The organism is Sphingomonas sp. (genome assembly GCF_017744835.1).
In the GTDB taxonomy this organism is placed as follows: Bacteria; Pseudomonadota; Alphaproteobacteria; order Sphingomonadales; family Sphingomonadaceae; genus Sphingomonas.
On the sequence record NZ_JAGIAM010000003.1, the window covers coordinates 563,982 to 590,935 of the forward strand.

The 26,954-nt window shown below is 68.7% G+C and carries 25 protein-coding genes; 9 read left to right on the plus strand and 16 right to left on the minus strand.

The window, feature by feature from the left end:
- The first annotated feature begins 201 nt into the window (after positions 1-201).
- The gene (locus J7500_RS10500; RefSeq protein WP_294061654.1) at positions 202-1,239 is read left to right on the plus strand and encodes an alpha/beta hydrolase; all 1,038 of its coding nucleotides are present in this window, start codon (positions 202-204) and stop codon (positions 1,237-1,239) included.
- Between the two features lie 15 nt (positions 1,240-1,254).
- Positions 1,255-1,779: a cytochrome P460 family protein gene (locus J7500_RS10505; protein WP_294061655.1), complete on the plus strand. Its 525-nt coding sequence runs from the start codon at positions 1,255-1,257 to the stop codon at positions 1,777-1,779.
- A gap of 114 nt (positions 1,780-1,893) precedes the next feature.
- Here J7500_RS10505 and J7500_RS10510 read toward each other — a convergent pair whose 3' ends face one another.
- Together J7500_RS10510 and J7500_RS10515 are read right to left on the minus strand one after the other, a co-directional pair.
- Entirely contained in the window at positions 1,894-2,670 is a 777-nt protein-coding gene (locus tag J7500_RS10510; RefSeq protein ID WP_294061656.1) for an alpha/beta hydrolase, read from the minus strand.
- 17 nt (positions 2,671-2,687) lie between these two features.
- Complete coding sequence (locus J7500_RS10515) at positions 2,688-3,101, minus strand: organic hydroperoxide resistance protein (RefSeq protein WP_294061657.1); 414 nt, start codon at positions 3,099-3,101, stop codon at positions 2,688-2,690.
- A 207-nt stretch (positions 3,102-3,308) separates the two neighbouring features.
- Here J7500_RS10515 and J7500_RS10520 point away from each other — a divergent pair, with 207 nt between their 5' ends.
- Together J7500_RS10520 and J7500_RS10525 are read left to right on the plus strand one after the other, a co-directional pair.
- Entirely contained in the window at positions 3,309-4,151 is an 843-nt protein-coding gene (locus tag J7500_RS10520) for an oxidoreductase (RefSeq protein ID WP_294061658.1), read from the plus strand.
- A gap of 98 nt (positions 4,152-4,249) precedes the next feature.
- On the plus strand, positions 4,250-7,096 hold the full coding sequence (locus tag J7500_RS10525; RefSeq protein ID WP_294061659.1) for a winged helix-turn-helix domain-containing protein: 2,847 nt from the start codon (positions 4,250-4,252) through the stop codon (positions 7,094-7,096).
- Here J7500_RS10525 and J7500_RS10530 read toward each other — a convergent pair.
- Positions 6,998-8,584 (minus strand): ABC-F family ATP-binding cassette domain-containing protein, encoded by a 1,587-nt coding sequence (locus J7500_RS10530; protein WP_294061660.1) that lies wholly within the window; start codon positions 8,582-8,584, stop codon positions 6,998-7,000. The genes J7500_RS10525 and J7500_RS10530 overlap by 99 nt on opposite strands.
- 393 nt (positions 8,585-8,977) lie before the next feature.
- Here J7500_RS10530 and J7500_RS10535 point away from each other — a divergent pair, with 393 nt between their 5' ends.
- Positions 8,978-9,385 carry a hypothetical protein gene (locus tag J7500_RS10535; protein ID WP_294061661.1) on the plus strand — a complete coding sequence of 136 codons (408 nt, stop codon included), beginning with the start codon at positions 8,978-8,980 and terminating at the stop codon, positions 9,383-9,385.
- A 30-nt stretch (positions 9,386-9,415) separates the two neighbouring features.
- Here J7500_RS10535 and J7500_RS10540 read toward each other — a convergent pair whose 3' ends face one another.
- On the minus strand, positions 9,416-10,432 hold the full coding sequence (locus J7500_RS10540) for a family 43 glycosylhydrolase (protein WP_367112976.1): 1,017 nt from the start codon (positions 10,430-10,432) through the stop codon (positions 9,416-9,418).
- A gap of 152 nt (positions 10,433-10,584) precedes the next feature.
- Here J7500_RS10540 and mazG point away from each other — a divergent pair, with 152 nt between their 5' ends.
- Positions 10,585-11,340: a nucleoside triphosphate pyrophosphohydrolase gene (gene mazG / locus J7500_RS10545; RefSeq protein ID WP_294061662.1), complete on the plus strand. Its 756-nt coding sequence runs from the start codon at positions 10,585-10,587 to the stop codon at positions 11,338-11,340.
- A gap of 4 nt (positions 11,341-11,344) precedes the next feature.
- Here the strand turns inward: mazG and J7500_RS10550 are convergent, their stop codons facing one another.
- The 8 genes from J7500_RS10550 to dusB all read right to left on the minus strand — a co-directional run bounded on the left by J7500_RS10550 (position 11,345) and on the right by dusB (position 21,223).
- Positions 11,345-12,055 carry a hypothetical protein gene (locus tag J7500_RS10550; protein WP_294061663.1) on the minus strand — a complete coding sequence of 237 codons (711 nt, stop codon included), beginning with the start codon at positions 12,053-12,055 and terminating at the stop codon, positions 11,345-11,347.
- Positions 12,056-12,057: 2 nt separating this feature from the next.
- Positions 12,058-13,347, minus strand: coding sequence for a GTPase HflX (hflX, locus tag J7500_RS10555; protein WP_294061664.1), 1,290 nt, complete (start codon positions 13,345-13,347; stop codon positions 12,058-12,060).
- A 7-nt stretch (positions 13,348-13,354) separates the two neighbouring features.
- Complete coding sequence (gene hfq, locus J7500_RS10560; protein WP_294061665.1) at positions 13,355-13,846, minus strand: RNA chaperone Hfq; 492 nt, start codon at positions 13,844-13,846, stop codon at positions 13,355-13,357.
- Positions 13,847-13,971: 125 nt separating this feature from the next.
- A complete protein-coding gene (locus J7500_RS10565) occupies positions 13,972-15,351 on the minus strand; it encodes a sigma-54 dependent transcriptional regulator (protein WP_294061666.1) in 1,380 nt (459 codons plus the stop codon).
- A complete protein-coding gene (locus tag J7500_RS10570) occupies positions 15,348-17,654 on the minus strand; it encodes an ATP-binding protein (protein WP_294061667.1) in 2,307 nt (768 codons plus the stop codon). Before J7500_RS10570 ends, J7500_RS10565 begins: the two co-directional genes overlap by 4 nt.
- 61 nt (positions 17,655-17,715) lie before the next feature.
- Positions 17,716-19,158: a nitrogen regulation protein NR(I) gene (gene ntrC / locus J7500_RS10575; protein ID WP_294061668.1), complete on the minus strand. Its 1,443-nt coding sequence runs from the start codon at positions 19,156-19,158 to the stop codon at positions 17,716-17,718.
- Positions 19,155-20,249, minus strand: a complete 1,095-nt coding sequence (locus tag J7500_RS10580) for an ATP-binding protein (RefSeq protein ID WP_294061669.1) — start codon at positions 20,247-20,249, stop codon at positions 19,155-19,157. Before J7500_RS10580 ends, ntrC begins: the two co-directional genes overlap by 4 nt.
- The gene (dusB, locus tag J7500_RS10585; protein ID WP_294061670.1) at positions 20,225-21,223 is read right to left on the minus strand and encodes a tRNA dihydrouridine synthase DusB; all 999 of its coding nucleotides are present in this window, start codon (positions 21,221-21,223) and stop codon (positions 20,225-20,227) included. The genes J7500_RS10580 and dusB overlap by 25 nt, the downstream gene beginning before the upstream one ends.
- 84 nt (positions 21,224-21,307) lie before the next feature.
- Here dusB and J7500_RS10590 point away from each other — a divergent pair, with 84 nt between their 5' ends.
- Together J7500_RS10590 and J7500_RS10595 are read left to right on the plus strand one after the other, a co-directional pair.
- Positions 21,308-22,444, plus strand: a complete 1,137-nt coding sequence (locus tag J7500_RS10590; protein WP_294061671.1) for a bifunctional 2-C-methyl-D-erythritol 4-phosphate cytidylyltransferase/2-C-methyl-D-erythritol 2,4-cyclodiphosphate synthase — start codon at positions 21,308-21,310, stop codon at positions 22,442-22,444.
- A 66-nt stretch (positions 22,445-22,510) separates the two neighbouring features.
- Entirely contained in the window at positions 22,511-23,050 is a 540-nt protein-coding gene (locus J7500_RS10595) for a CinA family protein (protein WP_294061672.1), read from the plus strand.
- Here the strand turns inward: J7500_RS10595 and J7500_RS10600 are convergent.
- Positions 22,972-23,472, minus strand: a complete 501-nt coding sequence (locus tag J7500_RS10600) for a type II toxin-antitoxin system RatA family toxin (RefSeq protein WP_294061673.1) — start codon at positions 23,470-23,472, stop codon at positions 22,972-22,974. The genes J7500_RS10595 and J7500_RS10600 overlap by 79 nt on opposite strands.
- Complete coding sequence (gene lipA / locus J7500_RS10605; RefSeq protein WP_294061674.1) at positions 23,472-24,404, minus strand: lipoyl synthase; 933 nt, start codon at positions 24,402-24,404, stop codon at positions 23,472-23,474. Before lipA ends, J7500_RS10600 begins: the two co-directional genes overlap by 1 nt.
- 92 nt (positions 24,405-24,496) lie before the next feature.
- On the opposite strand from lipA, the gene J7500_RS10610 reads away from it, so the two are divergent.
- The gene (locus J7500_RS10610; RefSeq protein WP_294061675.1) at positions 24,497-25,126 is read left to right on the plus strand and encodes a carbonic anhydrase; all 630 of its coding nucleotides are present in this window, start codon (positions 24,497-24,499) and stop codon (positions 25,124-25,126) included.
- Here J7500_RS10610 and J7500_RS10615 read toward each other — a convergent pair.
- Both J7500_RS10615 and J7500_RS10620 read right to left on the minus strand, forming a co-directional pair.
- A complete protein-coding gene (locus tag J7500_RS10615) occupies positions 25,123-25,905 on the minus strand; it encodes a polyphosphate kinase (protein WP_294061676.1) in 783 nt (260 codons plus the stop codon). The two genes, J7500_RS10610 and J7500_RS10615, sit on opposite strands and share 4 nt — an antisense overlap.
- Before the next feature lie 12 nt (positions 25,906-25,917).
- A complete protein-coding gene (locus tag J7500_RS10620; protein WP_294061677.1) occupies positions 25,918-26,934 on the minus strand; it encodes a 2-hydroxyacid dehydrogenase in 1,017 nt (338 codons plus the stop codon).
- Positions 26,935-26,954: the final 20 nt, after the last annotated feature.

Here is a 26,954-nt window from a genome sequence, read left to right on the forward strand (position 1 = left end):
GGGCGCCCGACGACGTTGAACTCATATAGGTAGCCAGACCCCGGCTGACGCCAACTCGAAGGAAAAGGCGAACGCGTCGACTCGCCGGAGCGTCCAATGGCTCGTTCCCGCGCAACTCACAGCGGATCACAGCGATTAACGGGCAGTCCTCGCCGGGCGGGCGTATCTGCGGTGCGTCGCAAGCACCGAAAGGACAGAGCCGTGCCGCTTCCCGAGACCGTCAATCCCGATCGCCGCGGCTTCGTCCGTGGCGCAGCCGCAACCGCCGCGACGCTGATCGGCGGGGCTGCCGCAGGCCGTGCGCTCGCCGCACCGCGCGCCAGGGCGGCAGCCAGCCCCTTCCCCCCGATCCGGCAGATCGAGGCAGGCGTGCTCAGCATCGGCTATGTCGACATGGGGCCGGCCGCCGGTCCCGCCGTCCTGCTCTTCCACGGCTGGCCCTACGACATCCACGCCTTCGCCGAAGTCGCGCCGCTGCTCGTCGCGCAGGGCTACCGCGTGATCATCCCGCATCTGCGCGGCTTCGGAACCACGCTGATCCGCTCGCCCGAGGCGCCGCGCAACGCGCAGCAGGCCGCGCTCGCCGCAGACGGGCTCGCGCTGATGGACGCGCTGAGGATCCGCCAGGCAATCGTCGCCGGGTTAGACTGGGGCGCCCGGACCGCGGACATCATGGCCGTGCTCTGGCCCGAGCGGTGCAAGGCGCTGGTATCGGTCAGCGGCTATCTGATCGGCAGCCAGGCCGGCAACGCCAAGCCGCTTCCGCCCAAGGCCGAGCTGCAATGGTGGTATCAATTCTATTTCGCGACCGAGCGCGGCCAGGCGGGCTATGCCGCCAACCTCAACGCTTTCAACGAGCTGATCTGGAAGCTCGCCTCGCCCCGCTGGCAGTTCGACGCCGCCACCTATGCGCGCTCCGCCGCCTCGTTCGCCAATCCGCAGCATGTCGCCATCGTGATCCACAACTACCGCTGGCGATTGGGGCTCGCGGACGGCGAGCGGCAATATGACGCCGTCGAGGCGAAGCTCGCAGCGGCGCCGCCGGTCACGATCCCCGCGATCACCATGGAAGGCGACGCCAATGGCGCACCCCATCCCGAGGCCGCGCAATATCGCGCCAAGTTCACCGGCCCCTATGCCCACCGGCTGGTCACCGGCGGCATCGGCCATAACCTCCCTCAGGAGGCCCCCGCCGACTTTGCCCGCGCCGTGCTCGACGCCGCCAGGCTGGCCGGCTGAAACCGGGGAGCCTCCATGCAGCGACTTGCAACCTGTAGCCTTGCGCTCGCGAGCCTGGTGTTCGGCATCTCCGCGGCGCTGCCGCACGAGCAGGCGGGCTCGCCCATCTATGGCGTGAAGCTCCCGCGGGGCTATCGCGACTGGAAGCTAATCAGCGTCGCGCACGAGGCGGGCAAGAACAACGACATCCGCGCCATCCTGGGCAACGACATAGCCGTGAAGGCCTTCCGCGACGGCGTGCGCCCCTTCCCCGACGGCGCGGTGATCGTGCGACTTGCCTGGCGCTTCGACTCCTCCGCGCGGAACGACGCGGTCTTCCCGGCGCCCCAGTCCTTCGTGGCGGGGCCGCCCATCAACGTACAGGTCAGCGTCAAGGATTCGAAGCGCTACGCCGCGAGCGCCGGCTGGGGCTATGGCCAGTTCGAGAGTGGCGTGCCGAACCCGGATCCCGCGCTCACCCGCGCCTGCTTCGCCTGCCATTCGAAGCTCAACGCGCTCGCGAAGAACGCCGATCTCGTCTTCACCGATTACGCGCGATAGGCGCTTCCCCCACGAAAAATCGCCCACGGTCGGCTTCGCGAATGCGGTGCCGACCGTGGGCGTAGGCGCCGGCGCCTGGGGGCTGCCTGGGGGAAGGCGCGCCGGCGCTTTGGGCTAGCGGGCGGTCGCCGCGCGTTCGATCAGGCCGGCCACCGCCGGCGCGTTGGACACCATCACCACGTGCGAAGCGCCCTTCACCACCACCGTTCCGCGCGACCTGGCGCGATCGGCCATGAACGCCAGCGCGGCGGGCGGGATGTTGCGATCGGCGTCGCCATAGATGAACCACGACGGGACGTGCTTCCACGCCGGCGCGGTGGACCCCTCGGACAAGGCGGCGTCGGCGATCGGGCGCTGCCCCGCCGCCATGAGCCGCGCCTCGGCCTCAGGCACGTCCGCTGCGAACTGGTCGTGGAAGCGTGCCTGGAGGATGTAGAGGTCGTTGCCGCCGCCGGCGAGCCGCACCGGCGGCGCAAGCGCCGGCGCCAGCGTGCTGCCGGGGAACTTGCCGGTCAGGCCAAGCGCGGTCTCGCCGGCTTCGGGCGCGAAGGCAGCGACATAGACCAGCGCCTTCACATTGGGTGCCCGCTCGGCCGCCTCGCTGATCACCGATCCGCCATAGGAATGGCCGACGAGGACTACCGGCCCTGCGATGCTCCTGACGAGATCGCCGACGACCTCGGCATCGGCGCGCACGCCGCGCAACGGATTGGGCGCGGCGACCACTGTGTAGCCGTCGCCCTCGAGGATGGTGATGACCCCGTTCCAGCTCGACGAGTCCGCGAACGCCCCATGGACGAGCACGACGGTGGGCTTGGCCGATTGCGCCTGCGCCGCCGGCGCCGCCAGGGCTGCGGCGAGCGTCAGCCCGCCGATGATGCGCTTCCGCATTTCCTATCTCCCCCGGCTCAGGCGAGTGTGACCAGGGCGTCGATATCGCCCTTGATCGCCTTGGAATAGGGGCAGGTCCGGTGCGCGGTCTCGATGATCTGGCGCGCGATCGCCGGGTCGAGGCCGGGCGCGCTGACGTTCAGCCGCGCGGCCAGCGAATAGCCGTCCTCGCCCTGGCGCAGGTCGACCTGCGCATCGATCGCCAGATCGCTCGGCAGAGTGATGCCCTTGGCTCGCGCGGCGATCGCCATCGCGCCTTCGAAGCAGGCGGACCAGCCGGCCGCGAACAGCTGCTCGGGGTTCGTCCCCTGCCCGGTGCTGCCCGGCGTCGAGAGCTTGAGGTCGAGCCGTCCGTCCGAGCTGCGGGCGGCGCCTTCGCGTCCCCCGGTCACATGGACATTGGCGGTGTAGAGGGTCTTGGTATCGGACATGGCTATTCTCCCTGAAGGGTGTCCCCAAGGTAGAGAATCCGCGCCGATACGCCCGTTATCCGCCGTTAGCCCTCGTCATGCCGCCCGCGCGGAGCAACGGGGCTGGCAGCAACTAACAGCGGCCCGACGGGGGCTAACACGCATTGTCCGGCGGACGGTCTAGAGCAGCGGTGAATGGGCAAAGCGCGTCGAAAAGGAGCATGGACGATGGCAAGGACCTGGCTGGTGACCGGCAGCTCGCGGGGCTTCGGCCGCGCCCTGTGCGAGGCGATCCTCGACGCCGGTGACAATCTGCTGGCCACCGCGCGCGATCCGCAGCAGCTTTTGGGTCTGGGTGACGGCCGGCCCGGCCAGCTCGCCACTGCGCGGCTCGACGTGACCAACGAAGAAGAAGCGCACGCCGCGGTGGCGGCTGCCATCGCGCGGTTCGGCGCGCTCGACGTGCTCGTCAACAATGCCGGCTATGGGGATATCGGCTCGGTCGAGGACACGCCGATCGCGGCATTCCGCCAGCAGATCGCGACCAATTTGTTCGGCACGATCATCATGACCAAGGCAGTCGTCCCGCACATGCGCGAGCGCCGCAGCGGCCATATCGTCCAATTCTCCTCGGTCGGCGGACGGCTGGGCGCACCCGGCCGCGCGCCCTATTCGGCAGCCAAATGGGGCGTCGAGGGATTTTCCGAAGTGCTCGCGCAGGAAATGAAGCTGGTCGGCGTGCGCGTCACGATCATCGAGCCCGGCGGCTTCCGCACCGACTTCGCCGGATCCTCGACCAGGATCGAGGCGGGCCGCGCCGAATATGACGCAGTGGTCGGCAATGCCGCGCGGATGCAGGCGGCCTATGACGGCCGGCAGCCCGGCGATCCGCGGCGCGGGGCCGGCGCGATTCTCCAGATCGTCGCCGCCGAAACGCCTCCGCTGCGGCTGCCGCTCGGCAGCGATGCCGTCGCTGCGATCGAGCGCAGCGACCGCGCGCGCCTCGACGAGCTCGAGCGGTGGCGCGCCCTCAGCCTGTCGACCGACTTCCCGCAAGGCTCCGGCGGCTGACGCGGAAATCGAACGCATTGTGCTTTGGTAGGATTGAGGCCCGCCGGCTCTCGCGGCATGACTGCGCCCGACCAGACACAGGGAACGGCGCGATCGTGGTGGACGCAGCGAAGCAAATCCAGGGCGAGCGCATCTGCTTCGGGCCCTTCTGCCTGTCGCCGGGCGAGCGGCTGCTGACCAGGGACGGCGCGCCGGTGGAGATCGGTGGGCGCTCCTTCGACTTGCTAGTGGTGCTGACCGAACAGCCTGGCCGCGTGCTCTCCAAGCGCGAGCTGCTCAAGCGCGTTTGGTCGGACGTGGTGGTCGAGGACGGCAGCTTGCGCTTCCACATGGCCGGCCTTCGCCGGCTGCTCGGCGACGGTACCGACGGCGCGCGCTACATCGCGACGCAGGTCGGTGTCGGCTATGCGTTCGTCGCCCCGATCGAGCGGCAGGGCGCGCCCGGACCGGCGCCGCGCCAGGCTCCCGACGACGCCGGCAGGAGCATCCCGGCCGGCACCAACCTGCCCGCACGCCTGCCGCATCTGATCGGGCGCGATGACGATGTTGCGTTCCTGGCGGAACGCGTCGTCGACACGCCGCTCTTCACCATCGCGGGCGCGGCTGGCGTGGGCAAGACCTCGCTCGCGATCGAGATCGGTCACCGGCTGGCGCCTGCCTTCGACGGTCGCGTCGCCTTCGTCGACTTCAGCATGATCGAGAATCGCGCAGTGGTGCCGGCGATGATCGCGGGCGCCATGGGCATCGCCGTGCAGAGCGATGATCCGCTGGCGGTGATCCTCGGCCATATCCGCGACCAGCGGTTCCTGCTGCTGCTCGACAATTGCGAACATGTCCTCGCGCCGGTGGCCGGCATCGTCGAGCGCGTCATCGAGGAGGCACCGATGACGCGTATCCTTGGGACTTCGCGCGAGCCGCTGCGCGCGCGGGCCGAACATGTGCTGCGTCTCGACGCGCTGCGCTACCCCGAGGAACCCGACGGGCTGTCTCGCGACCAGCTCCTCGCCTACCCCGCGGTCCAGCTCTTCTGCGAGCGCGCAACGGCGGCCGACAGCGGCCTCGTGATCGACGAAGAGGCTGCCCGGCTGATCGCGGAGATGTGCGCACGGCTCGGCGGCATGGCGCTGCCGATCGAGCTCGCCGCGGTGCGCGTCGGGACGCATGGCATCGCCGCCACTGCGCGCCAGCTCGGCGAACGGTTCAGCCTCGCCTGGTCGGGCAGGCGCACGGCGGGGCCGCGCCAGCAGACGCTGCAGGCGACGCTCGACTGGAGCTATGACCTGCTCTCCGAAACCGAGCGGATGGTACTCGATCGGCTTTCGGTGTTCGTCGGCCCCTTCTCGCTCGACGCCGCGCTGGAAGTGGCGGCGGATGCCGCGATCGGATCGGACGAAGTGGCGATCGCGCTCGACGAGCTCGCCTCCAAGTCGCTGATCGTACCCGATCGCGCGCGCCGCACCGGCACCTACCGCCTGCTCGAGATGACGCGCGCCTATGCCCGCGAGAAGCTGCTCGCCCGCGGCCAGCGCGAGCAGGACGCCGTCGCGCGCCGCCACGCGGCCTTCTACCTGGCCGAGCTCGAAGCCGTGCTACGACAGGACGAGAGCGTGCTGCAGGACGTGAAGCCGCTGCGCCAGCAGCTCGGCAACATTCGCAGCGCGCTCGACTGGAGCTTCGGCGGGCATGGCGAGCTCAAGATCGGCGTTCGCTTCGCTGCCGCGAGCGCGCCGGTGTTCCTCACTTTGTCGCACCTCGTCGAATGCCGCACCTGGTGCGGCCGCGCGCTCGACGCGATCGAGGAAGCCCAGCGCGGCACCGCGCTCGAGCTGGAACTGCAGGCAGCGCTCGGCATCACGCTGATGTTCACGCGCGGCAACAGCGAAGCCGCGGGCAACGCCCTCGCCCGCGCGCTGGAGATCGCGACGGCACTCGACGATCGCTGGAACCAGCTGCGCCTGCTCGGCCGCCTCCATATCTTCCACGAGCGCATCGGCGAATATGCGGTTGCGCTCGGCCATGCCGAACGCGCGGTCGAAGTCGCCCAGACCCTCGGCGAGCCCGAGGCGATCGGCGTGGCCTATTCGCTCTCGGGCATCTCGCAACACCTCGGCGGCGACCAGATCAGGGCACGCCGCGAGCTCGAGTTGTCGCTCCAGAAAAGCCCGCCCTCGACCCGCAGCCGGACGATCCACTACGGGTTCGATCACCGGAACCGCTCGGGCATCGCGCTGGCGCGAACGCTATGGCTCTCGGGCCATGCCGAGCAGGCCCAGCGCCTGGCGCGGCAGACCGTCCGCGAAGCCGCCGGCCTCGATCATGCCGTTACCCATTGCATCGCGCTGATCTGGTCGCTCGCCGTCCATCTCTGGATAGAGGATTGGGCCGCCGCGGAGGAGGATCTCGCCGCCTTCGCCGAGCTCGCGCAGATCAATGCGCTCGGCCCCTATATGGCGGCCGCGGCGGGTTTTCGCGGGGAGCTGGCGATCCAGCACGGGCACACCGGCGAGGCGCTGGTCGCGGTCGAGGACAGCCTCGCCCGCCTGCGCGCCGCCCGCTACGAGCTGCTCACCACCCCCTTCGTCATCGCGCTGGTACGCGGCCTCATCCTCGACGCGCGGCTCGACGAAGCCCGCGACCTCGTCGACGCCACGCTCGCGACCTGCGAAGCCAGGGGCGAGCGCTTCGCGATGCCCGAGCTGCTCCGCCTCAAGGCGCAGGTGCTCCGCCTGTCCGGGGCGCAGGCCCAGGCGGTCCTGGCCCTGCTCGACGAGGCGCTGGCGCTCAGCCGGCAGCAGGGCGCGCACGCCTGGGCGCTGAAAGTCGCCACCGATCTACGCCAGCCCCCGCTAGCTGCCGAGGAGATCGATCCGCCGCGTCACGTCGATCGCCTCCAGGAACGCATCGTCATGGCTGACGACCAGAAGCGCCCCGTCGAACGCCCTTAGCCCCGCCTCCACCGCCGCGATCGAATCGAGGTCGAGGTGGTTGGTCGGCTCGTCGAGCAGCAGCAGCGGCGGCGGCGTGGGGCCGCCGAGCACGCAGGCGAGCCCCGCCCGCAGCAATTGCCCGCCGCTGAGCGTCTCCACGCGCCGGTCCGCAGCCTCGGCCCGGAACTGGAACCGCGCCAGCGCCGCCCGGCAGTCATTGTCGGTCATCGCCGGATTGAGGCGACGGAAATTCTCCGCCACCGTCGCCCGCGCATCGAGGATGCTCACCCGCTGGTCGAAATAGGCGAAGCGGACATGGACCGCCGCCCTTCCCTCCCAGGGCACCAGCTGCCCGGCGATCAGCCCCAGCAAAGTCGACTTGCCCGATCCATTGGGCCCGCGGATCGCCACGCGCTCGGGCCCCGCGATCCCGAACGAAAGACCATCGAGCACCGGCTCACCAGGAACATGCCCGAACCGCAGCGCCTCCACGTCGAGCACGCGCTGCCCGGCGGCAAGGCCGGTCGAGGCCAGCTGCACGGTCATCGTCGACACGCGCTCGACTCGGCTCTTCGCCTCGGCCAGCGACTGCTCGGCCTCGGCGCGCAGCCGCTGCGCCAGTTGCGCCCCCTCGCCGCCGGTCTTCTCGGCACGATCGCGCCGCGCGCCGACCAGGATGCGCGGCAAGTCGCCCCGCGCGCCCTTGCGGTTGCCGACGGCATCGCGCCGCTGCTGGCGCTCGACGGCTTGCTGCGCCTTGCGCGCGACTTCCGCCGCCCGGCGCTCGGCCGAGGCCAGATCGCGCTCGACGGCCTCCTGCTCGATCGTCTTGCGCGCGCGATAGGCGCTCCAGTTGCCGCCGAACCGCGCCGCGCCCAGCGATGTCAGCTCGACGATCGCGTCCATGGTTTCGAGCAGCTCGCGGTCGTGGCTCACGACCAGCGCCCCCGCACGCCAGCCCTCGATCAGCTCGCGCACCGCACGGCGGCCGTCGCGGTCGAGATCGTTGGTCGGCTCGTCGAGCAGGAGGAAGTCGGGCCGGCGGAACAGCGCCCCCGCAAGCGCCGCACGCGTCCGCTGCCCGCCCGAAAGCCGCACGAGCGGCGCGTCCAGCGCAACGTCGAGCCCTACCTGGGCGAGCGCTTCCGCCGCGCGCGCCTCCAGCATCCAGTCGGCCTCGGATAGCTCCTCGATCGACGCCAGCCCCGCTTCGGCCTTGCGCAGCAGCGCCAGCCCGGCGGCCGCGCCCATCAGGTCGGCGACGCTCTCCTGCGGCGAGACCTGCGTGATCTGGCGCAGCGTGCCGATCGTTCCGTCCACGATGACCCGGCCGCGCGTCGGCGCCAGTTCGCCGGAGACGAGCTTCAGCAGCGTGCTCTTGCCGACACCGTTGCGGCCGACGATGCCGACGCGTTCCTGCTGGATCGAAAGCGAGACGTCGCTGAGGACGGGACGCCCGTCAGGCGTGGACCAGCTGAGATTTGCGAGCGAGATGGAGGCGGACATGGGTCGAGACTTTCCTGACGGCGGGATTTGACGGCGCTGCGGTCAGGAAGAGATCCATGTCGGTGCGAACTCCATTTGGGGTTGGGCGGAGATAGGCGCCCTGCTAGGGCCGGACAAGGCTCGCAGGTGCGGTCGACGAGGCAAATTTTGGGGTCGATACCTCTTGGGATCCATTGGCAATCGCGCGCGAACGGCGGTTTCAAGCGGCACATGCCAGCAGCAGAATGCCACTTCGGGCCGCATTGCGGACTTGGAATGCGTTGTCGACGCCCCCACGCCTATTCGTCGGGCGTGAACCCATTGAGCTTCCCGTCGTTGAGCGCACACATGTCTCGAACGGCCAGATGTCACGACCCGGTCCCGAGTAGCTCCCGGCCAAGCAGGAGATGAGAGATGAAGCGATCTGTTCTGGTTCTGGCAGGAGGATTGACCGTGCTCCTTGCGGCGCCGACCCCGGCCGAGGCGCAGCGCAACGGCCAGCGCGGCGAAGCCGAGCTCGCCCGAACGGTTGCCGGCCGGACGGCCGGACGGCCGGTCAATTGTATCCGACTGTCGGCGATCCGCTCGAGCCGGATCATCAGCCGAACGGCGATCGTCTACGACACGGGGCGCACGCTTTTCGTCAACCGGCCGCGGTCCGGCGCATCTTCGCTGGACAGCGATTCGGTGCTCGTCACCCGCACGACCGGAAGTCAGCTCTGCCGGCTGGACACGGTACGCCTCGTTGATCGCGGCACCCGATTCCAGCGGGGTTTCGTGATCCTGGACAGGTTCGTGCCCTATACCCGTCCGCGCCGCTAACGCGCTGCGGGCAGTCGAAGCCCCCGCCGTCTAGACCAGTGGCCCGTTCTTCACCGGTGCGCCAAAGTCCGGCGTCCCGTCGGGCCGATAGCGGATCGGCTGCACGCGCGTGTGGCGGTTGGGATCGAACAGCGGGTCCCCCTGGATCTCGCGATAGTCGCGGCCGTGATAGACCAGCAGGTCGCGGCCGTGCTCGTCGACGACGAAGCTGTTGTGCCCGGGCCCATAGACCTGATTGGCCTCCGATGACGCGAACACCGGCACGGGCGACTTGGACCAGGACTTCGGATCCATGATGTCCGCGTCGTCCTGCGCGGTCAGCATGCCCATGCAATAGCGGTCGTCGGTGGCGCTCGCCGAGTATGTGAGGAACAGCCGGCCGTTGCGGGCGAGCAGCGCCGGCCCCTCGGCGACCTTGAACTTCCGGGTCTCCCAGTCGAGCTCGGGCACCGTCAGCCGCGCCGGTGCCGCGCCGAGCGTCGTCGGGGTCGCCAGCGGCGCGAGATAGAGGTTGCTGTTGGTCGCGATGCCGGGCTCGTGCTGCGCCCAGCAGATGTAGCGCCGGCCCTTGTGCTCGAAGACCGTGCTGTCGAGCGTGAAGCTGTCCCACGGCGTCTGCAACTGCCCGAGCAGCGTCCATTCGGCGGTCAGCGGGTTGCGCCCGCTCGCCTGCAGCACATAGGTGCGGATGCGGAACTTCTCGTCCGAATCCCCGGCCGCGAAATAGATGTGCCAGGCGCCGTCGAAACAGTGGATCTCGGGCGCCCAGATATAGCCGCCCATCTTGCCGCTGACCGGACGCCGCCAGACCACCGTCTCCGGCGCCTCCGCAAGCCCCGCGATCGTGCGCGCGCGCCGGAGCGCGAGCCGGTCATATTCGGGGACCGATGCCATGAAGTAATACCAGCCACCGGCGCGCAGGACCTGCGGATCGGCGCGCTGCAGGATCAGCGGGTTGCGCAGCGCCGCCGCCCTTGCCGATGCGGGAACCGCCGCCGCGATGGGCAGTGCCGCCCCTGCCGCAATCAGGTCACGCCGACGGATCATTGCCTTGCCTCCCGCTGCTCCACGTCAACTGCCAATAGTCTGACTTTTCTACGAATGGAAAGGGCCGTCGCCGGTGACGACGCCTTGGATCGGCGCGCGCGGGGTGGCATGGAGCAGCCTCCAGCGACCAGCGCCCGAGGGACTCTCCACCGATGAAGACTGTCGATATCGATCGCCTCGTGTCGATCATGGCGCGGCTGCGCGATCCGGAGCGGGGCTGCGAATGGGATACCGTGCAGACCTTCGCGACGATCGCGCCCTATACGATCGAGGAAGCCTATGAAGTCGCCGACGCTTGTCTGCGCGGCGACATGGCGGACCTCAAGGACGAGCTCGGCGACCTGCTGCTCCAGGTGGTCTTCCACAGCCGCATGGCCGAGGAAGCCGGGCATTTCGCGCTCCAGGACGTGATCGAGGCGATCAGCGACAAAATGGAGCGCCGCCACCCGCACATCTTCGGCGACCTGGCCGAGGGCGGACATCATCTCTGGGAGCAGATCAAGGCCGAGGAGCGCGACGCCAAGGGGCACGAGAGCGCGCTCGACGGCGTCGCGGTGGGCCTCCCTGCCCTGCTCCGCGCCGAAAAGCTGCAGAAGCGCGCGGCGCGGACCGGCTTCGACTGGCCCGATCCCGGCGGCGCGCGCGCCAAGATCGACGAGGAGCTCGCCGAGGTGGAATCGGCGCCTTCAGAAGAGGTTGCGGAGGAAATCGGAGATCTGCTCTTCGCCGTGGTCAACTGGGCACGCAAGCTGGGCGTAGAGCCCGAGGCGGCACTGCGTGCGGCGAACGCGAAGTTCGAACGGCGCTTCAAGGCAATGGAGACCGAGGCTGGAGAAGCTTTCGCGGGGCTCGACCTCGATGGCAAGGAAGCGCTCTGGCAGGCGGCGAAGGCTCGCGGCACGCGCTGACCGCCTATTCGTCCGAGGCATCCTGCCCGGAGGATGCCGCGATGCGCGCCACCGCCACATAGGCCGCAAGCTGAGGCGGCTCGCGGAACGCTGGGAACTCCACGTCGACCTGGGTGCGCAGCAGTGTGCACAGATCGGCATAATCGTTGACCGCATGCGCATATATGATCAGCCCGCTGCCGAGGCGCACCCGGCGGCGCTCGGCAGGAATGCCATCCTCCTCCTCGCTTTCGTAGATCTCGGTGATCCGCGCGTTCACCGCGTGAAGGTTGCTGCGGATGCTCGAGAAAGGCACGACGATCTCGGGCGGAAGATCGCCGACGCTGATCTGGCGTAGTCCCTCCACCAGCTCGTTGGTCCGATGCTCGCGCAGCGCCATGCCGTGCATCGCTTCGGTGGCAGGGTCGCAGGCGACCATCAGCCGGTCGGCCACCAGCTCGAGCGTCTTGTGCGCGAGGGCGATCGCCGCGCGGGCGTCTTCGATCTTCTCGGTCCGCGCATCGGCGCCGGCGCGGCGCGCTTCGGCATTGGCCATCGCGATACCGAAGAGGATGGCGAGGATCGAGCCGACGGCCTGGAGCCAGGCCGCGGTGGTCTCCCCCCAGATCCCTTCATGGTCGTGCTTGGCGGCGGCAACCATGATTGCGACGGAGGCAAGCAGCGAGAGCGTGATCGCTATCGTCCAGCGTACCGTGAACCCGTCGGGTTGCCGCATCGCTACCCTCGCATTGCGAACCGCTCGTAATCGCGCGGTGCCATCCGCACTTCGTACACCGATTTGTCGTCCTCGACACGCTGATCGAGCACTTCGCCGTGCTGGTGAAGCCAGGCGGCGCCGGCGCCATCGGCGGGATCGAGCGTGATCGTGTAGCGACGATGGCCCTGGGTGAGCCGCGCAGCCACAGCCTCGACCAAGGCTTCTACGCCCTCCCCCGACATCGCCGAGATCGGCATCACGTCGCTGCGGCGCGCGGCATCCTCGAGCAGCTGCTCGCGGCTCTCTTCGTCGAGCAGGTCGAGCTTGTTCCAGGCCTCGAACCGCGGAGTGGTCTCGGACACGCCGATCTCCCCCAGCACCTTCTCGACATCGGCGCGCTGCGCCTCCGTGTCCGGATGCGCGATGTCGCGGACATGGATCAGCAGGTCGGCCGACACGACTTCCTCGAGCGTCGCCTTGAACGCCGCGACGAGCTGCGTCGGCAGTTCGGAGACGAAACCGACGGTGTCCGAGAGGATCGCCTTGTCGATGCCGGGAAGCGAGACTTGCCGCAGCGTAGGGTCGAGCGTGGCGAACAACAGGTTTTCCGCCATGACGTCAGCACCCGTCAGGCGGTTGAAAAGCGTGGACTTTCCGGCGTTGGTATAGCCGACCAGCGCAATCACTGGCCAGGGCGCGCGCTGGCGCCGATCGCGGTGAAGCGTGCGCGTGCGGCTGACCTGGTCGAGCTCCTTGCGGAGCCGCGCCATGCGGTCGCGGATCAGCCTTCGGTCGGCCTCGATCTGGGTCTCGCCCGGGCCGCCGAGGAAGCCGAAGCCGCCGCGTTGGCGCTCGAGGTGCGTCCAGCTGCGCACGAGGCGGCCGGCCTGATAGTCGAGGTGCGCCAGCTCGACCTGGAGCCGGCCCTCGGCGGTGCGCGCGCGCTCGCCGAAGATCTCGAGGATCAGCCCGGTGCGGTCGATCACCTTGCAGCCGAGCGCGGTCTCGAGATTGCGCTGCTGCACCGGCGTGAGCGCCGCGTCGAACACGGCCAGTTGAAGCTCCTGGTCGCGCACCGTCTCGGCCAGCGCATCAACCTGACCCGAGCCGATCAGCGTGCCGGGCTTGGGCTGGCGCAGCTTGATCGCGACCTTCTCGCGGACCTCGACGCCGATCGCGGCGGCAAGGCCCGCAGTCTCCTCGAGGCGCGCCTCGGCATCGCGCGAGCTCGCGCCCATGTCGGGATAGACGACGACTGCCCGCGCGCCCCGCGTGAACTCGTCGGGGTCGCGTTCGAAACCGGTGGTCATGCCTGCATCAATCGCCGTCGGAGGCGTTCGTTTCCTCGGCCAGGTTGAGCGGATGCGCAGGCTGGATCGTGGAGACGGCGTGCTTGTAGACGAGCTGGGCCATGCCCTCGCGCTGGAGCAGCATGCAGAAAAGGTCGAACGCTGCGATCTGGCCTTGGAGCATGACGCCGTTCACCAGGAACATCGTCACATTCTCCTGCTGGCGGCGCACCGCGTTCAGGAAAATCTCCTGCAAAACCGGGTTCTTGGCCTGATATTCTCCAACTGCGTCGAGGAGTTGGGTCAGGTCCACCGGGCCGGATGGCATGATCGTGGAGATGGCGTGCTTGTAGATGAGCTGCGACTGGCCGTCGCGACGCAGCAGCACCGAGAAATTGTCGAACCAGGTGACGATGCCCTGCAGCTTCACGCCCTTCACCAGGAACATCGTGACCGGCGCCTTCGAACGCCGGAGGGAGTTGAGGAACAGGTCCTGAAGCGAAGTCTGCTTCTCTGCCATGCCATTGTCCTTCTATTCTTGGCGGGATCCTGTCCCGCGGCGCGCCGCTTTCCCGGCGTCGGAGTACCGCGCCACCCCGGCGCGGATGGCCCACATCTTAGATTTTCCGCAGCTGCGCGTCCAACCTATTCCTCGCGCGTGTCGGTGATCCCGAGCAGCTTCAATTTGCGGTGGAGCGCCGAACGCTCCATCCCGATGAAGGTCGCGGTGCGCGAGATGTTGCCCGAGAAACGGCGGATCTGGACGCGGAGATATTCGCGCTCGAAGGTCTCGCGCGCTTCCTTGAGCGGCGCGCCCATGATCGCGTTGGCGCCCATGCCGTTGCCGAGCTCGCCCTGGGGGCCCAGCACTTCGGGGGGCAACAGGTCGATGTCGATGCGGCCGATCCGGTCGCCGGGCGCGAGGATCACGGTGCGCTCGACCACGTTGCGCAGCTGGCGGACATTCCCCGGCCATTCATAGCTCTGCAGCGCCACCATCGCATCGGGCGCGATCTCGGGCGTCGGCACGCGCCGCTCGCTCGCGTAATGCGCCACGAAATGCTCGACGAGCACCGGAATGTCCTCGCGGCGCTCGGTGAGCGACGGGATGCTCACCGGCACGACGTTGAGCCGATAGTAGAGGTCTTCGCGGAAGCGGCTGCCGGCAATCTCGGCCTGGAGGTCGCGTGCCGTGGCGGAGACGACGCGGACGTCTACCTTGACCATCCGCGTACCGCCGACGCGGTTGAAGCTCTGATCGGTGAGCACGCGCAGGATCCGCGCCTGGGTCGCCACCGGCATGTCGGCGATCTCGTCGAGGAACAAGGTGCCGCCGTGCGCCTGCTCGAGCAGGCCCGGGCGAACGAGATCGCCCCCCTCTTCGACGCCGAACAGCTCCTCGTCGACGCGCTCGGGAGTCATGCGCGCGGCGCTGACGATGACGAAGGGCGCCGTCGCGCGCTGGCTCCAGCCGTGGAGCAGCCGCGCTGCGACTTCCTTGCCGACGCCCGGGCCGCCGGTGATCAGCACGCGGCTGCCGGTCGAGGCGACTCGCTTGAGCGTCGCGCGGACCGAGTTGATCGCGCCCGAAGTGCCGGTGAGGTCTGTCTCGCGGCCGGCCGACGCGCGCAGCGACGCCACTTCACGGCGCAGCAGCTCGGTCTCGGTGGCCCGCTCGACGAGGAGCAGCAGCCGCTCGGCCTCGAAGGGCTTTTCGATGAAGTCCGAAGCGCCGCGCCGGATCGCGGCGACGGCGGTGTCGAGATTGCCGTGGCCCGAGATCACCAGCACCGGAAGCGAGGCATCGCGCCGCTTGATCTCGTCGAGCAGCTCGAGCCCGTCGAGCCGCGAGCCCTGGAGCCAGACATCGAGCAGCACCAGGCTCGGGCGGCGCTCGGCGATCGCTTCGAGCGCGGAATCGCTGTCGGCGGCGCCACGGGTCGAATATCCTTCGTCCTCGAGCACGCCCGCCACCAGTTCGCGGATGTCGCGTTCGTCGTCGACTACGAGGATATCGAGGCTCATTTCTTGCTTCCGGTTCTTGTCAGCGCCGCAGGCCGCGGCTCGTCTTCGGGTTGGCTGTCGCGCGCGGCGAGCGGGGCGAGTTGCTCGGCGTCGAAGCAGATGGTGACGATCGTTCCGCCGCCCGGCCGGTCGGCGAAGGCGATCGTGCCGAAATGCTCCTCGACGATCTTCTTGACGATCGCGAGGCCCAGGCCCGTGCCGCGGCTGCGCGTGGTCATATAGGGCTCGACGATGCGGTCGCGCTCGACGGGCAGGCCGATGCCATTGTCCTCGACGATCACCTGGATGCGCCGCGGATCGTCGGCTTCCATCGTCATCACCACTTCGCCCTGGGGCAGCGCCTCCCCTTCCCCGCGCGCCTCGATCGCCTCGACGGCGTTCTTGACGACGTTGGTGAGCGCCTGGCCGATCTGGCGCCGATCGCAGACGAGCGGCGGGACATTGTCGGGGGCCTTGAGCTCGAATCGGATCGCGGGGTGCGCGACTTCGTGCAGGAACAGCGCCTGGCGCGCGATGTCGAACAGCGATTCCTGCCGGAACAGCGGCTTGGGCATGCGCGCGAAGGAGGAGAATTCGTCGACCATGCGCCTGAGGTCGCCCACCTGACGCACGATCGTCTCGGTGAGCTGGGCGAACACGCCCGCCCCGCCCTCGATCTGCTTGCCGTAGCGTCGCTGGAGCCGCTCGGCGGCGAGCTGGATCGGCGTGAGCGGGTTCTTGATCTCGTGCGCGATCCGGCGCGCCACGTCGGACCAGGCGGCGCGGCGCTGGTCGAGCAGCTGCTGGGTGATGTCGTCGAAGGTCAGGACCTTGCCCGCTTCGTCGGTGGTGATCTTGACCGCCAGCGTGCGCGCCTCCCCGCCGACACCGATCTGGACCACGGCCTCGCGTTCCTGGCCGTCGAGAAGCGCGTCGAGCTCGGGCACGATCTCCTTGAGCTCGCGCCCTTCCGGATCGCCCTCGGCCTGGCGAAGCAGCTCGCGCGCCGAGGCGTTCATCAGGCGCACGCGGCGATCGGCGCCGATCGAGATGACTCCGGCCGACACGCCCGACATCACTGCCTCGATCAGCGCGCTGCGGCTCTCGAGCTGAGCGTTGGCCGCGACGAGCGCGCTCGTCTGCTCCTCGAGCCGCTCGGTCATGCTGTTGAACGCGACACCCAGGGTGCCGATCTCGTCGTCGGACTGGGGCGTATGCACGCGCGCGGTCAGATCGCCGCCGGCGATGCGGCGCGCCGCAGTCACGAGCTGGTCCACCGGCCGCACCAGCCGGTCGGCGACCGCGAGCGCAATCCAGGTGGCGATGCCTACGATCAGCAGCGCCACGCCGAACAGCAGCGCGTTGAACTGCAACTGCAGCGCGCGCGCCCGCGCCCGCAGGCCCTGATAGTCGGCGACGACCTTGCTCGCCGAGACGTCCTGGTTGCGCAGGAACACCACGTCGTTGGGCGTCCCCACATAGAGGAAGACGTTCCGCGCGCGATCGACCGGCGTGACGACCCAGAGCATCTGGGCGTCGAAATTGGTGTAGATCTCGTCGTCCTTGAGGTTGAGGACCTGACCGGTCACTCGCGCCGCGAACTCGGTCGCCTCGGGGGCCTCATAGGCGTAGAGCACCTCGACCCGCTTGCCGTCGACGACGCGGAAGAGCACCGACTGGAAGAGATTGCGGTAATAGGTCTGGCGCAGGAACAGGTCCTGGAACGCCGGCGATCGCTGCGGCAGCGTGGGGAATTTGTTGAGGAGATCGTCCGCCATCGCCCGGGCCTCGCCCGTCCAGCGCCGGAGCACCACGCGCTGCCCCTCGCGGGCCAGATCCACCGTGGCGTTGAATGCGCTCACCGCGCGATCGGAACCCCAGAGCTGGACACCCGACTGGAACATCACCGACGCCGCGATCACGGTCAGCACGATCGGCACGCTCGCCATCAGCGTGAACATCGCCACCAGCCGCACGTGCAGGCGCCCGCCGCCGGCGAGCGCCGACTTCAGCGCACGATGGATTGCGATGCGCCTGCCGATCAGCACGATCAGCGCGACGAACGGAAGAAGGTTCGCGAGCAGCAGCAACGCCGCCATCGCCGGGCTGAAGAGCTGGTCGCGCGCATCGGCGCTGCGCAGGATGAGATAGGTTCCGATCGGAGTCGCGATCGCCAGCGCGACCACGACGAACTCCAGAACACGAACATGCCGGGACAGGAGCGAAGCTCTCGGCGCCTCGCCTCCGAGCGCCGCGAGCGACGTGACGCCAAACCGCCGCTTGCGCGGCGCGGACTCGGCAGTCTGCTCGGTTACGGCGTCCATCGTTGCCCGATTACAACACAGTCGTTGCTCGGAAAACACATAAAAATGCGTCAACCTGTCGCTATTCGACACCTTCCGGGCGCGCGCCGCCCATGTCGATGCCGAGCGTGCCGAGCCGCTTGCGCAGCGTGTTGCGGTTGATCCCCAGCGCGCGGGCGGCGCGGAGTTGGTTGTGCTGGTGCCGCGCGAGCATCGCCTCGATCAGCGGGCGCTCGACCTCGCCGATGATCCGATCGTAGAGCGTGCCGTCGTCGAGCGTACGCGGCTCCTCGATGGCCATGCGCTCAAGCCGGGCGCGCACCGCCGCCTCGATCCCCGCATCGCGCGCGACCGGCTGCGGCATGCCCGTCTCGCCGAGCGCGCGGCGGATCGCATCAGCGTCGATCCACTCGTCGCGCGAGAGCGCGGCGATGCGGCGCATGAGGTTCTCGAGCTCGCGGACGTTGCCTGGCCAGTCATAGGCCTCGAGCACCGCCACCGCGTCGCGATCGAGCTGCTTGTGCGGCAGCCCCGCCTCGGCCGCGCGATCGAGGAAGTGCCGCGCGAGCAGCGCCACATCCTCGCGGCGCTCGCGCAGCGCCGGCAGATGCACCGGCACCACGTTGAGCCGGTAGAACAGGTCCTCGCGGAACTGGCCCGACTGGACGAGCTGGGCGAGGTCCTTGTTGGTCGCGGCGACGATGCGGACATCGGCCTTGATCGTGCGTGCGCCGCCGACGGTGGTGAACTCGCCCGACTGGAGCACGCGCAGCAGCCGCGTCTGCGCGTCCATCGGCATGTCGCCGATCTCGTCGAGGAACAGCGTGCCGCCCGCCGCCTGCTCGAACTTGCCGGCGACGCGCGCCTGGGCGCCGGTGAAGGCTCCGCGCTCGTGCCCGAACAGCTCGGCCTCGATCAGTTCGCGCGGGATCGCGGCCATGTTGAGCGCGACGAAGGGGGCGCGGCGGCGCGGACCCAGCTCGTGGATCGCGCTGGCGACCAGCTCCTTGCCCGTGCCCGACTCGCCCGAGATCAGCACGGTCAGGTCGTTCGAGACGACCCGCGCGATCACGCGATAGACTTCCTGCATCGCCGGCGAGCGGCCGATCAGCGACGAGCCGCCCCCGGCTTCCGCCACCGGCAGGTCGGCGGGCTGGCGCCGCCCGCGCGCGATCGCCCCGCGCACGGCATGGGCGAGTACGTCGAGGTCGAAGGGCTTGGGCAGATAGTCGAAGGCGCCGACTTCGGTCGCGCGCACCGCGGTCGCCAGCGTGTTCTGCGCCGAGAAGACGATCACCGGCAGGTGCGGATGGTCGGCTGTGAGCGCGGCGACCACATCGAGCCCGTTGCCGTCGGGAAGCACCACATCGGTCACCAGCACGTCGGGCAGGCCGGCACCGATCGCGCGGCGCAGCTCGGCGATGCTCGCAGCGGTGGCGACGCGATGCCCCTCGCGTTTCAGCGCGGCGGCGACCACGGTGCGGATCGCGGCGTCGTCGTCGACGATGAGCACCGATCCGGTCATGCCGCCCTCGGCAGCAGGATGCGGAATACCGTCACTTCGGGGTCGCGCTCGCGCGCATATTGGACGATCCCTCCCATGTCTCGGACCAGCTTCTCGACGAGCGGCAGGCCCAGCCCCTTGCCCTCCGGCTTGCCCGATACGAACGGCTCGAACAGATGCTCGGCGATGTCGGCGGGGGCGCCGGGGCCATTGTCCATCACCAGTATCTCGATCGGCAGCGGCCGGCGCGGACGCCCCTGCCCCGCGCTCACCGACATGCCGTGGCGATAGGCCGTGGCGAGCGTGATCCGCGGCTGCGCGAGTCCCGCCAGCGCCTCGGCGGCGTTCTTGAGCAGGTTGAGCATCACCTGCAGGAAGGCATCGGGATCGATCAGTACCGGCGGGAGCGAAGGATCGAAGCGTTCCTCGACCACCATGCCGCGCGCGAAGCCGGCGAGCGCCACGCGCCGCGCATGGTCGAGCAGCGGATAGACGTTGGTCGGCGCCAGCTTGAGCGGGCGCGTGTCGGTGAAGTCCTGCATCCGGTCGATCAGCGATGCGATGCGATCGACTTCGGTGGTGATCAGGCTGGTGAGCTCCTCGTCCTCCCCGCCGCTGCGCAGCAGCTGGGCGGCGCCGCGGATGCCCGAGAGCGGGTTCTTGATCTCGTGCGCGAGCATCGCCGCCGCGCCCACCGCCGCGCGCGCGCCCGCGGTGCGCTCGGCGCCCTGGTTCATCCGCCGCGCCTGGGGAGCGTGGTGGAGCGTGACGATGCGCCAGCCGGGCTGGTCAACGATCTGGCTCTCGACGAAGTCGACACGGATACGGGGGCCGCGGACGGCGGCGATCTCGACGTCGAAGGCGGCGAAGCCATGCCCGTCGCGGCGCTCGACATAATCCTCGGGCGGGAGCAGCACCGCGTCATAGGGCTGGCCCACCATCGCCTTTTCGCTGTGGTTGAGCAGCAGCTCGCACGCGGCATTGGCATGCGCGATCCGCCCGTCGGGATCGATCACCAGCACGGCGACGGGAAGCGCTGCGAACAGCTCGGCGAAGCCCGGGCCCACAGGCTCAGGCTTCACGCGCTTCAGGCCGCTTCGCGCGAACGCCATGGCGCGTAGAATTCGTCGAGCATCGCCAGCACGGTCTTGGCGTCGGCGACCTGGTTCACCTTGTTGCGGAACTCGGCCGAGCCGTGGATGCCCTTGGTGTACCAGCCCAGATGCTTGCGCATCATGTTGACGCCGGTCATCTCGCCATAATGTTCGAGACTCTCGACATAATGCGCGACCATCACGCGATATTGTTCGTCGATGCCCGGGTCGGCGCGCTCGCCCTGGCCGGTGAGCGCGTCCATCACCTGGCGCAGGATCCAGGGCTTTCCATAGGCACCGCGGCCGATCATCAGCCCGTCGGCGCCCGACTGGCGCAGCGCCTCGCGCGCGTCCTCGACCGAGCAGATGTCGCCGTTGACGATCACGGGGATCGACACCGCGTCCTTCACCCGGCGCACGAAGCTCCAGTCGGCGCTGCCGCGGTACATCTGGTTGCGCGTGCGGCCGTGGACGGTGACCATCCTGCACCCCAGATCCTCGGCGATGCGCGCGAGCTCGGGGGCGTTGAGGCTGTCATGGTCCCAGCCCATGCGCATCTTGAGCGTCACCGGCACATTCACCGCCTTGACGCAGGCATCGACGATCGCGGCAGCATGCTTGAGATCGCGCATCAGCGCCGATCCGGCGTCGCCGTTGGTCACCTTGCGGACCGGGCAGCCCATGTTGATGTCGATGATCGCCGCGCCGCGATCCTCGTTGAGCTTGGCGGCCTCGCCCATTTCGTGCGGCGTACAGCCGACGAGCTGCATCGACACCGGCTCCTCGATCGGATCCCAGGCCGCCTTCTGGACCGATTGGCGCGTCTCGCGGATCGCCGCGGCGCTCGCGATCATCTCGGTGACGTTGAGCCCCGAGCCATAGCGGCGCACGGCGCGACGGAACGGCAGGTCGGTCACGCCCGTCATGGGCGCGAGCAACACCGGCGCTTCGATCCGCACGGGACCGATCTGGATGGGGGCGAGTTCGCTCATGATCTGCCTGAAAAATAGGCAGAGGCGCGTAGCCGCACAAGCGGCGATTGGCAAGGCAGGTGTTCCCCGCTAGGCCGCGCGCCCATGGGGCAGCCGAGAACCGCCGCACTGATCGTCGCCGCCGGGCAGGGCCTGCGGGCGGGCGGGAGCGTGCCCAAACAATTCGCGCCGCTCGCCGGCAAGCCAATGCTCGCGCACAGCCATGCCGCTCTGTCGGCGCATCCCGCGGTGGACGAGGTGCTGGTGGTGATCGGCGAGGGGCAGGAAGAGGCGCTGGCGGCGGCGCTGGGGCCTGTGCCCTTCGTGATCGGCGGGGCCACGCGGCGCGAGTCGGTGCGGAACGGGCTGGAGGCGCTCGGAGATGTCGATCGCGTGCTGATCCACGATGCCGCCCGCCCTTTCCTCACCGCCGCGGTGATTGACCGGCTACTGGCGGCTCTCGATACCCATGAAGGATCAATACCCGGCCTTCCGGTCGCCGATACCCTGATCTCGGCGGCGGGTGATCTGGTTCCGCGCGAGGGGTTGATGCGGGTGCAGACGCCGCAGGCATTCCGCTACGCCACGATCATGGAAGCGCATCGCGACTGGCCCACGGAGCACGAAGCTACCGACGATGCCCAGATGGTCCGCGCGCTCGGCCACCAAGTGGCGATCGTCCCCGGAGATCCGATGCTCGAGAAAGTCACACACCCCGCCGACTTCGCAGCGGCAGAGGCGCGCCACGCCGCCTCGATGCGCGTCCGCACCGCCACGGGCTATGATGTCCATCGCTTCGCCGAGGGCGAGGAATTGTGGCTTGGCGGCGTCCTCATCCCCCACTCCATGGGCCTTTCCGGCCACAGCGACGCGGACGTCGTGCTCCATGCGATCACCGATGCGCTGCTCGGAACGATCGGCGCGGGCGATATCGGGATGCACTTCCCGCCGAGTGACCCCAAATGGCGCGGCGCGGCTTCGGCGCGGTTCCTGGAGCATGCCGCCGGCCTGCTCGCAGCCGAGGGCGGCGTGATCGACTTCGTCGACCTGACGATCATCTGCGAGGCGCCCAAGATCGGTCCGCACCGCGAGGCGATCCGCGCGAGCATCGCCGCGATCCTCAAGCTCCCCGAGTCGTGCGTGAGCGTGAAGGCGACCACCACCGAGCGGCTGGGCTTTACCGGCCGCGGCGAAGGCATGGCCGCACAGGCGATCGCGACCGTCCGTCTCCCTCAGGGATAGGTGGCCCGGGTTCCGGAAAGGAACTGACTCGCGTCGGCAACAATGTGGTGGCAAAGGCCGCTCCCCATGGACACGATTCTCCCGTCCCAGCTCGTCGAATCCGCGCGTCGCGTGGTCGAGGCCAACCGTGCCGCCGGCCGCCGGATCGCCGTTGCAGAGAGCTGCACCGGTGGCCTGGTATCGGCTGCCATCACCGAAATTCCGGGTTCGTCGGACGTGTTCGACGCCGGATTCGTCACCTATTCGAACGAGGCCAAGGCCGCCGTGCTCAAGGTGAGCAACGACGTGCTCGAGACCTTCGGCTCGGTGTCGATCGCGGTCGCCTGGAGCATGGCACAGGGCGCGCTCATCAAGAGCGAGGCAGATGTTTCGGTGGCGATCACCGGCATCGCCGGGCCCGAGGGCGGCAGCGAGAAAAAGCCGGTTGGCACCGTGGTGTTCGCGCGTGCCGAGCGCGGTGCCGATCCGCAGAACGTGGTCGCCGACACCCGCCAGATCGACGACACCGGCCGCGGCGGCGTGCGGCTTCAGGCCGCGCTGTGCGCGCTCGAGCTGCTGATGCCGGGCGAGCCCGTCGCCGAGGAGCCAGTCGCCGAGTCGCCGTAGAGGCGCGCGGCACGCTCCTCGAAGGCGTTGATCATCTTGCGGAGCGCACGGTCGAAGACCTGCCCCGCCAGCATCTCGAACACCCGGTTCTTGAACGCGAAGTCGACGCAGAAATCGACCAGGCAGCCGCCCTTGCCGTCGGCGCGGAACTTCCAGTCGTTGTTGAGGTGCTTGAGCGGCCCCTCGAGGTAGTCGACCCGGATATGGCCGGGGCGCTGCTTCTCGACGCGCGAGGTGAAGGTCTCGCGCAGTCCCTTGAAGCCCACGATCATGTCCGCGACCATCTGCGTGTCGCTGTTCGAGCGCACGCGGATCGCAGTCACCCAGGGCAGGAACTCGGGGTAGCGCGCCACGTCCGCGACCAGATCGAACATCTGCTCCGGCGTATAGGGCAGCGCGCGCGTCTCGCTATGCTTGGGCATCAGGCCTGTGCCGTCGCCTTCGCCAGCTTGGCCTCGCGCGCGGCGCGCATCTTCTGGAAGTCGTCGCCGGCGTGATAGCTCGAGCGGGTCAGCGGCGAGGAGGCCACGAGCAGGAAGCCCTTTGCGCGGGCGATCGCGCCATAGGCCTGGAAAGCCTGCGGCGTGACGAATTCGGCGACCTTGGCGTGGCGGGGCGTGGGCTGGAGATACTGGCCCATCGTCAGGAAATCGATGTCGGCCGAGCGCATGTCGTCCATCACCTGATGGACCTCGAGCCGCTCCTCGCCCAGGCCGAGCATGATGCCCGACTTGGTGAAGATCGAGGGATCGAGCTTCTTCACCGTCTCGAGCAGCCGGATCGAGGCATAATAGCGCGCGCCGGGGCGGATCGTCGGATAGAGCCTCGGAACGGTCTCGAGATTGTGGTTGTAGACGTCGGGACGCGCCGCGACGATCATCTCCACCGCGGCCTCGTGCTTGTTGCGGAAGTCGGGCGTCAGGATTTCGATCGTGGTCGTGGGATTGGTGCGGCGGATCGCCTCGATCACCTTCACGAACTGCCTGGCGCCGCCATCGGGCAGGTCGTCGCGGTCGACCGAAGTGACCACGATGTGCTCCAGTCCCATCTGCGCGCAGGCATCGGCGACATTCTGCGGCTCCATCGGATCGACGGCGCGCGGCATGCCGGTCTTGACGTTGCAGAAGGCACAGGCGCGCGTGCAGGTGTCGCCCAGGATCATCACCGTCGCGTGCTTCTTGGTCCAGCACTCGCCGATGTTCGGGCAGGCGGCTTCCTCGCACACCGTGACGAGGTTCTTGGACCGCATCAGCGCGCGCGTATTCGCGAACCCTTCCGACGTGGGCGCCTTGACCCGGATCCAATCGGGCTTGCGGACGCGTTCGGGGCGGGGAAGCGGTGCCATCTCGTTCATGGCAGGCCAGATAGCGATCCCGCACCCAAGGCACAACAACCCGCTACGGCACTTGCGCTTGCAGCCGGCGAACGCATCGGTATGGAAGCGTCATGACCGATTTCAGCGACCTGATCACCGGCTACCACCGTTTCCGCTCCACCGAATATCGGCGCCAGCACGAACGATGGGCGGAGCTCTCCGAGGGCCAGTCGCCCCGCGTGATGGTGATCGCCTGCTCGGACAGCCGAGTCGATCCCGCGCAGATCTTCGACACTTCGCCTGGCGAGATCTTCGTGGTCCGCAACATCGCGAACCTGGTGCCGCCGTTCGAGCTCGGCGGCGGTCGCCACGGCGTCTCGGCCGCGCTCGAATTCGCAGTCACTCAGCTCGAAGTGCCCGAGATCGTGGTCATGGGCCATGGCATGTGCGGCGGCGTCCATGCCGCGATGACGCGCAGCTTCCAGGGCAAGGCGCCCGGGGCGGGCGGGTTCATCGCGCATTGGGTCGACATGCTCGACGAGGCGCGTGAACGCATCGTGGCCGAGCATGGCGAGGGCCCGGAGGCGATCCGTGCGCTCGAGCTCGAGACGGTGCGCGTCTCGATCGCCAACCTGCGCACCTTCCCCTGCATCCCCGAGCGCGAGGCGGCGGGCAGGCTCAAGATCCACGGCGCCTATTTCGCGATCGCCGAGGGCGTGCTCCACGTGATGGACGCGAACGGCGGGTTCGGGCCGGCCTAGACGTCGATCTTCCCCAGCGCCTTGCGCGCAGCCTCCAGCACCGCGGGGTCGACCGCGGGCGGATCCATCGGCACCCTCGCCTCCAGCTGGTCGGCGATCGCAGTGAGCGCGGTGATGCGGCCGGCCTTCTTGTCGTTGCCGTCGACCACCGTCCAGGGCGCGTGGCGCGTATCGGTCTCGCGGAACATGTCGTGCATCGCCTCGAGATATTCGCCGCGCTTGGCCCGGTTGCGATAGTCGTCGAGCCCGGTCTTCCAGCGCTTCCAGGGATGCTCGAGCCGGTCCTTGAGCCGCTTGTCCTGCTCCTTCTGCGTCACATGGACGAAGACCTTGACCAGCGTCGCGCCATTCTCGACCTGCTGCGCCTCGAAGCCGTTGATCTCGTCGTATCCGCGCTTCCACTCGTCCTTCGTCGCATAGCCCTCGACGCGCTCGACGAGCACGCGGCCGTACCAGCTGCGATCGAAGACCGAGATGTTGTGCTCGGGCGGCAGGCGGCGCCAGAAGCGCCAGAGGAAGTGATGCGCCTTCTCCTCGGGCGTCGGCGCGGCGATCGGCCAGACCTCGAAATAGCGCGGGTCCCATTCGGCGGTGAGCCGCTTGATGATGCCGCCCTTCCCTGCCGCGTCCCAGCCTTCGAACAGGATGATCGCACGCCGGCCATGGACGATGTGCGCGAAATGGATGTGGCTCAGCCGCTTCTGCAGCTTGGCGAGCGCCTTGTCGTAATCCCCTTCGAACGGCTTGCCGGCTTCAAAGTCCGAAAGGTCGATCGCCATGCGTGCACCTCCTTAATGCGAGGGCACAATCAAGCTGGTGTCGACGCGATTGGCAAGCGGCCGGCCCGCCTCGGCATCGGCGATGCTCTGCAGAGTGGTGCGCGCGATCGCCTCCAGCGCCTCTTCGGTCAGGAAAGCCTGGTGGCCGGTGATCAGCACATTGGGAAAGGTCAGCAGCCGCTGGAAGACGTCGTCCGAGACGATCTCGCTCGACAGATCCTCGAAGAACAGATCGGCTTCCTGCTCATAGACGTCGAGCGCGACCGCGGCGATCTTGCGGCGCTTCAGCCCCTCGATCAGCGCGGTGGTGTCGATCAGCGCGCCGCGGCTGGTGTTGACGATGGTGAAGCCGTCGCGCGCATGCTCGATCGCGTCGAGGTCGATCAGGTGGCGCGTATCGGGCGTGAGCGGGCAATGGAGCGTCACGATGTCCGATTCCGCCAGCAGCGTGCGCCGGTCGACGTAGCGCACGCCCATTGCCACCAGATCGGGGTCCTCGGCCACGTCGTTCGCGAGCACGGTGCAGCCGAAGCCGAGCCGGAGCGCGCGGACCACCAGCGCACCGATCTTGCCGGTGCCGACCACGCCGACGGTACGGCCATGGAGGTTGCGGCCGATCAGCCCGTCGAGCGAGAAATTATTGTCGCGCACCCGCGCCCAGGCCCGCGGAATATACCGCTCGACCGCGAGCAGCAGCCCGATGGTGAACTCCGAGACGGCGTGCGGCGAATAGGCGGGCACCCGCACCACATCTACCCCCAGCCGCTCGGCAGCAGCCAGATCGACATTGTTGAACCCGGCGCTCCGCAGCGCGAGCAGCCGCGTGCCGCCCGCCATCAGCGCTTCGATCACCGGGGCGTCGACCACGTCGTTGACGAAGACGCACACGGCGGGGCAGCCGTGCGCGAGCGACGCAGTCGTCACGTCCATCCGCGCGTCGAGATAGCGCAGCTCGTGCCCGAAATCGCGGTTGGCCTGGTCGAGGAAGCGCCGATCGTACGCCTTGGTGTTGAAGACCGCGACACGCATCCCATGCCTCCTTCAGCTGA

Bases quoted from the DNA above. Each gene is read 5' to 3' on its own strand.
- J7500_RS10505 (WP_294061655.1), top strand. From the start codon at position 1,255: ATGCAGCGACTTGCAACCTGTAGCCTTGCGCTCGCGAGCCTGGTGTTC.
- J7500_RS10510 (WP_294061656.1), bottom strand. From the start codon at position 2,670: ATGCGGAAGCGCATCATCGGCGGGCTGACGCTCGCCGCAGCCCTGGCG.
- J7500_RS10515 (WP_294061657.1), bottom strand. From the start codon at position 3,101: ATGTCCGATACCAAGACCCTCTACACCGCCAATGTCCATGTGACCGGG.
- J7500_RS10520 (WP_294061658.1), top strand. From the start codon at position 3,309: ATGGCAAGGACCTGGCTGGTGACCGGCAGCTCGCGGGGCTTCGGCCGC.
- J7500_RS10530 (WP_294061660.1), bottom strand. From the start codon at position 8,584: ATGTCCGCCTCCATCTCGCTCGCAAATCTCAGCTGGTCCACGCCTGAC.
- J7500_RS10535 (WP_294061661.1), top strand. From the start codon at position 8,978: ATGAAGCGATCTGTTCTGGTTCTGGCAGGAGGATTGACCGTGCTCCTT.
- J7500_RS10540 (WP_367112976.1), bottom strand. From the start codon at position 10,432: ATGATCCGTCGGCGTGACCTGATTGCGGCAGGGGCGGCACTGCCCATC.
- mazG (WP_294061662.1), top strand. From the start codon at position 10,585: ATGAAGACTGTCGATATCGATCGCCTCGTGTCGATCATGGCGCGGCTG.
- J7500_RS10550 (WP_294061663.1), bottom strand. From the start codon at position 12,055: ATGCGGCAACCCGACGGGTTCACGGTACGCTGGACGATAGCGATCACG.
- hflX (WP_294061664.1), bottom strand. From the start codon at position 13,347: ATGACCACCGGTTTCGAACGCGACCCCGACGAGTTCACGCGGGGCGCG.
- hfq (WP_294061665.1), bottom strand. From the start codon at position 13,846: ATGGCAGAGAAGCAGACTTCGCTTCAGGACCTGTTCCTCAACTCCCTC.
- J7500_RS10565 (WP_294061666.1), bottom strand. From the start codon at position 15,351: ATGAGCCTCGATATCCTCGTAGTCGACGACGAACGCGACATCCGCGAA.
- J7500_RS10570 (WP_294061667.1), bottom strand. From the start codon at position 17,654: ATGGACGCCGTAACCGAGCAGACTGCCGAGTCCGCGCCGCGCAAGCGG.
- ntrC (WP_294061668.1), bottom strand. From the start codon at position 19,158: ATGACCGGATCGGTGCTCATCGTCGACGACGACGCCGCGATCCGCACC.
- J7500_RS10580 (WP_294061669.1), bottom strand. From the start codon at position 20,249: ATGGCGTTCGCGCGAAGCGGCCTGAAGCGCGTGAAGCCTGAGCCTGTG.
- dusB (WP_294061670.1), bottom strand. From the start codon at position 21,223: ATGAGCGAACTCGCCCCCATCCAGATCGGTCCCGTGCGGATCGAAGCG.
- J7500_RS10590 (WP_294061671.1), top strand. From the start codon at position 21,308: ATGGGGCAGCCGAGAACCGCCGCACTGATCGTCGCCGCCGGGCAGGGC.
- J7500_RS10595 (WP_294061672.1), top strand. From the start codon at position 22,511: ATGGACACGATTCTCCCGTCCCAGCTCGTCGAATCCGCGCGTCGCGTG.
- J7500_RS10600 (WP_294061673.1), bottom strand. From the start codon at position 23,472: ATGCCCAAGCATAGCGAGACGCGCGCGCTGCCCTATACGCCGGAGCAG.
- lipA (WP_294061674.1), bottom strand. From the start codon at position 24,404: ATGAACGAGATGGCACCGCTTCCCCGCCCCGAACGCGTCCGCAAGCCC.
- J7500_RS10610 (WP_294061675.1), top strand. From the start codon at position 24,497: ATGACCGATTTCAGCGACCTGATCACCGGCTACCACCGTTTCCGCTCC.
- J7500_RS10615 (WP_294061676.1), bottom strand. From the start codon at position 25,905: ATGGCGATCGACCTTTCGGACTTTGAAGCCGGCAAGCCGTTCGAAGGG.
- J7500_RS10620 (WP_294061677.1), bottom strand. From the start codon at position 26,934: ATGCGTGTCGCGGTCTTCAACACCAAGGCGTACGATCGGCGCTTCCTC.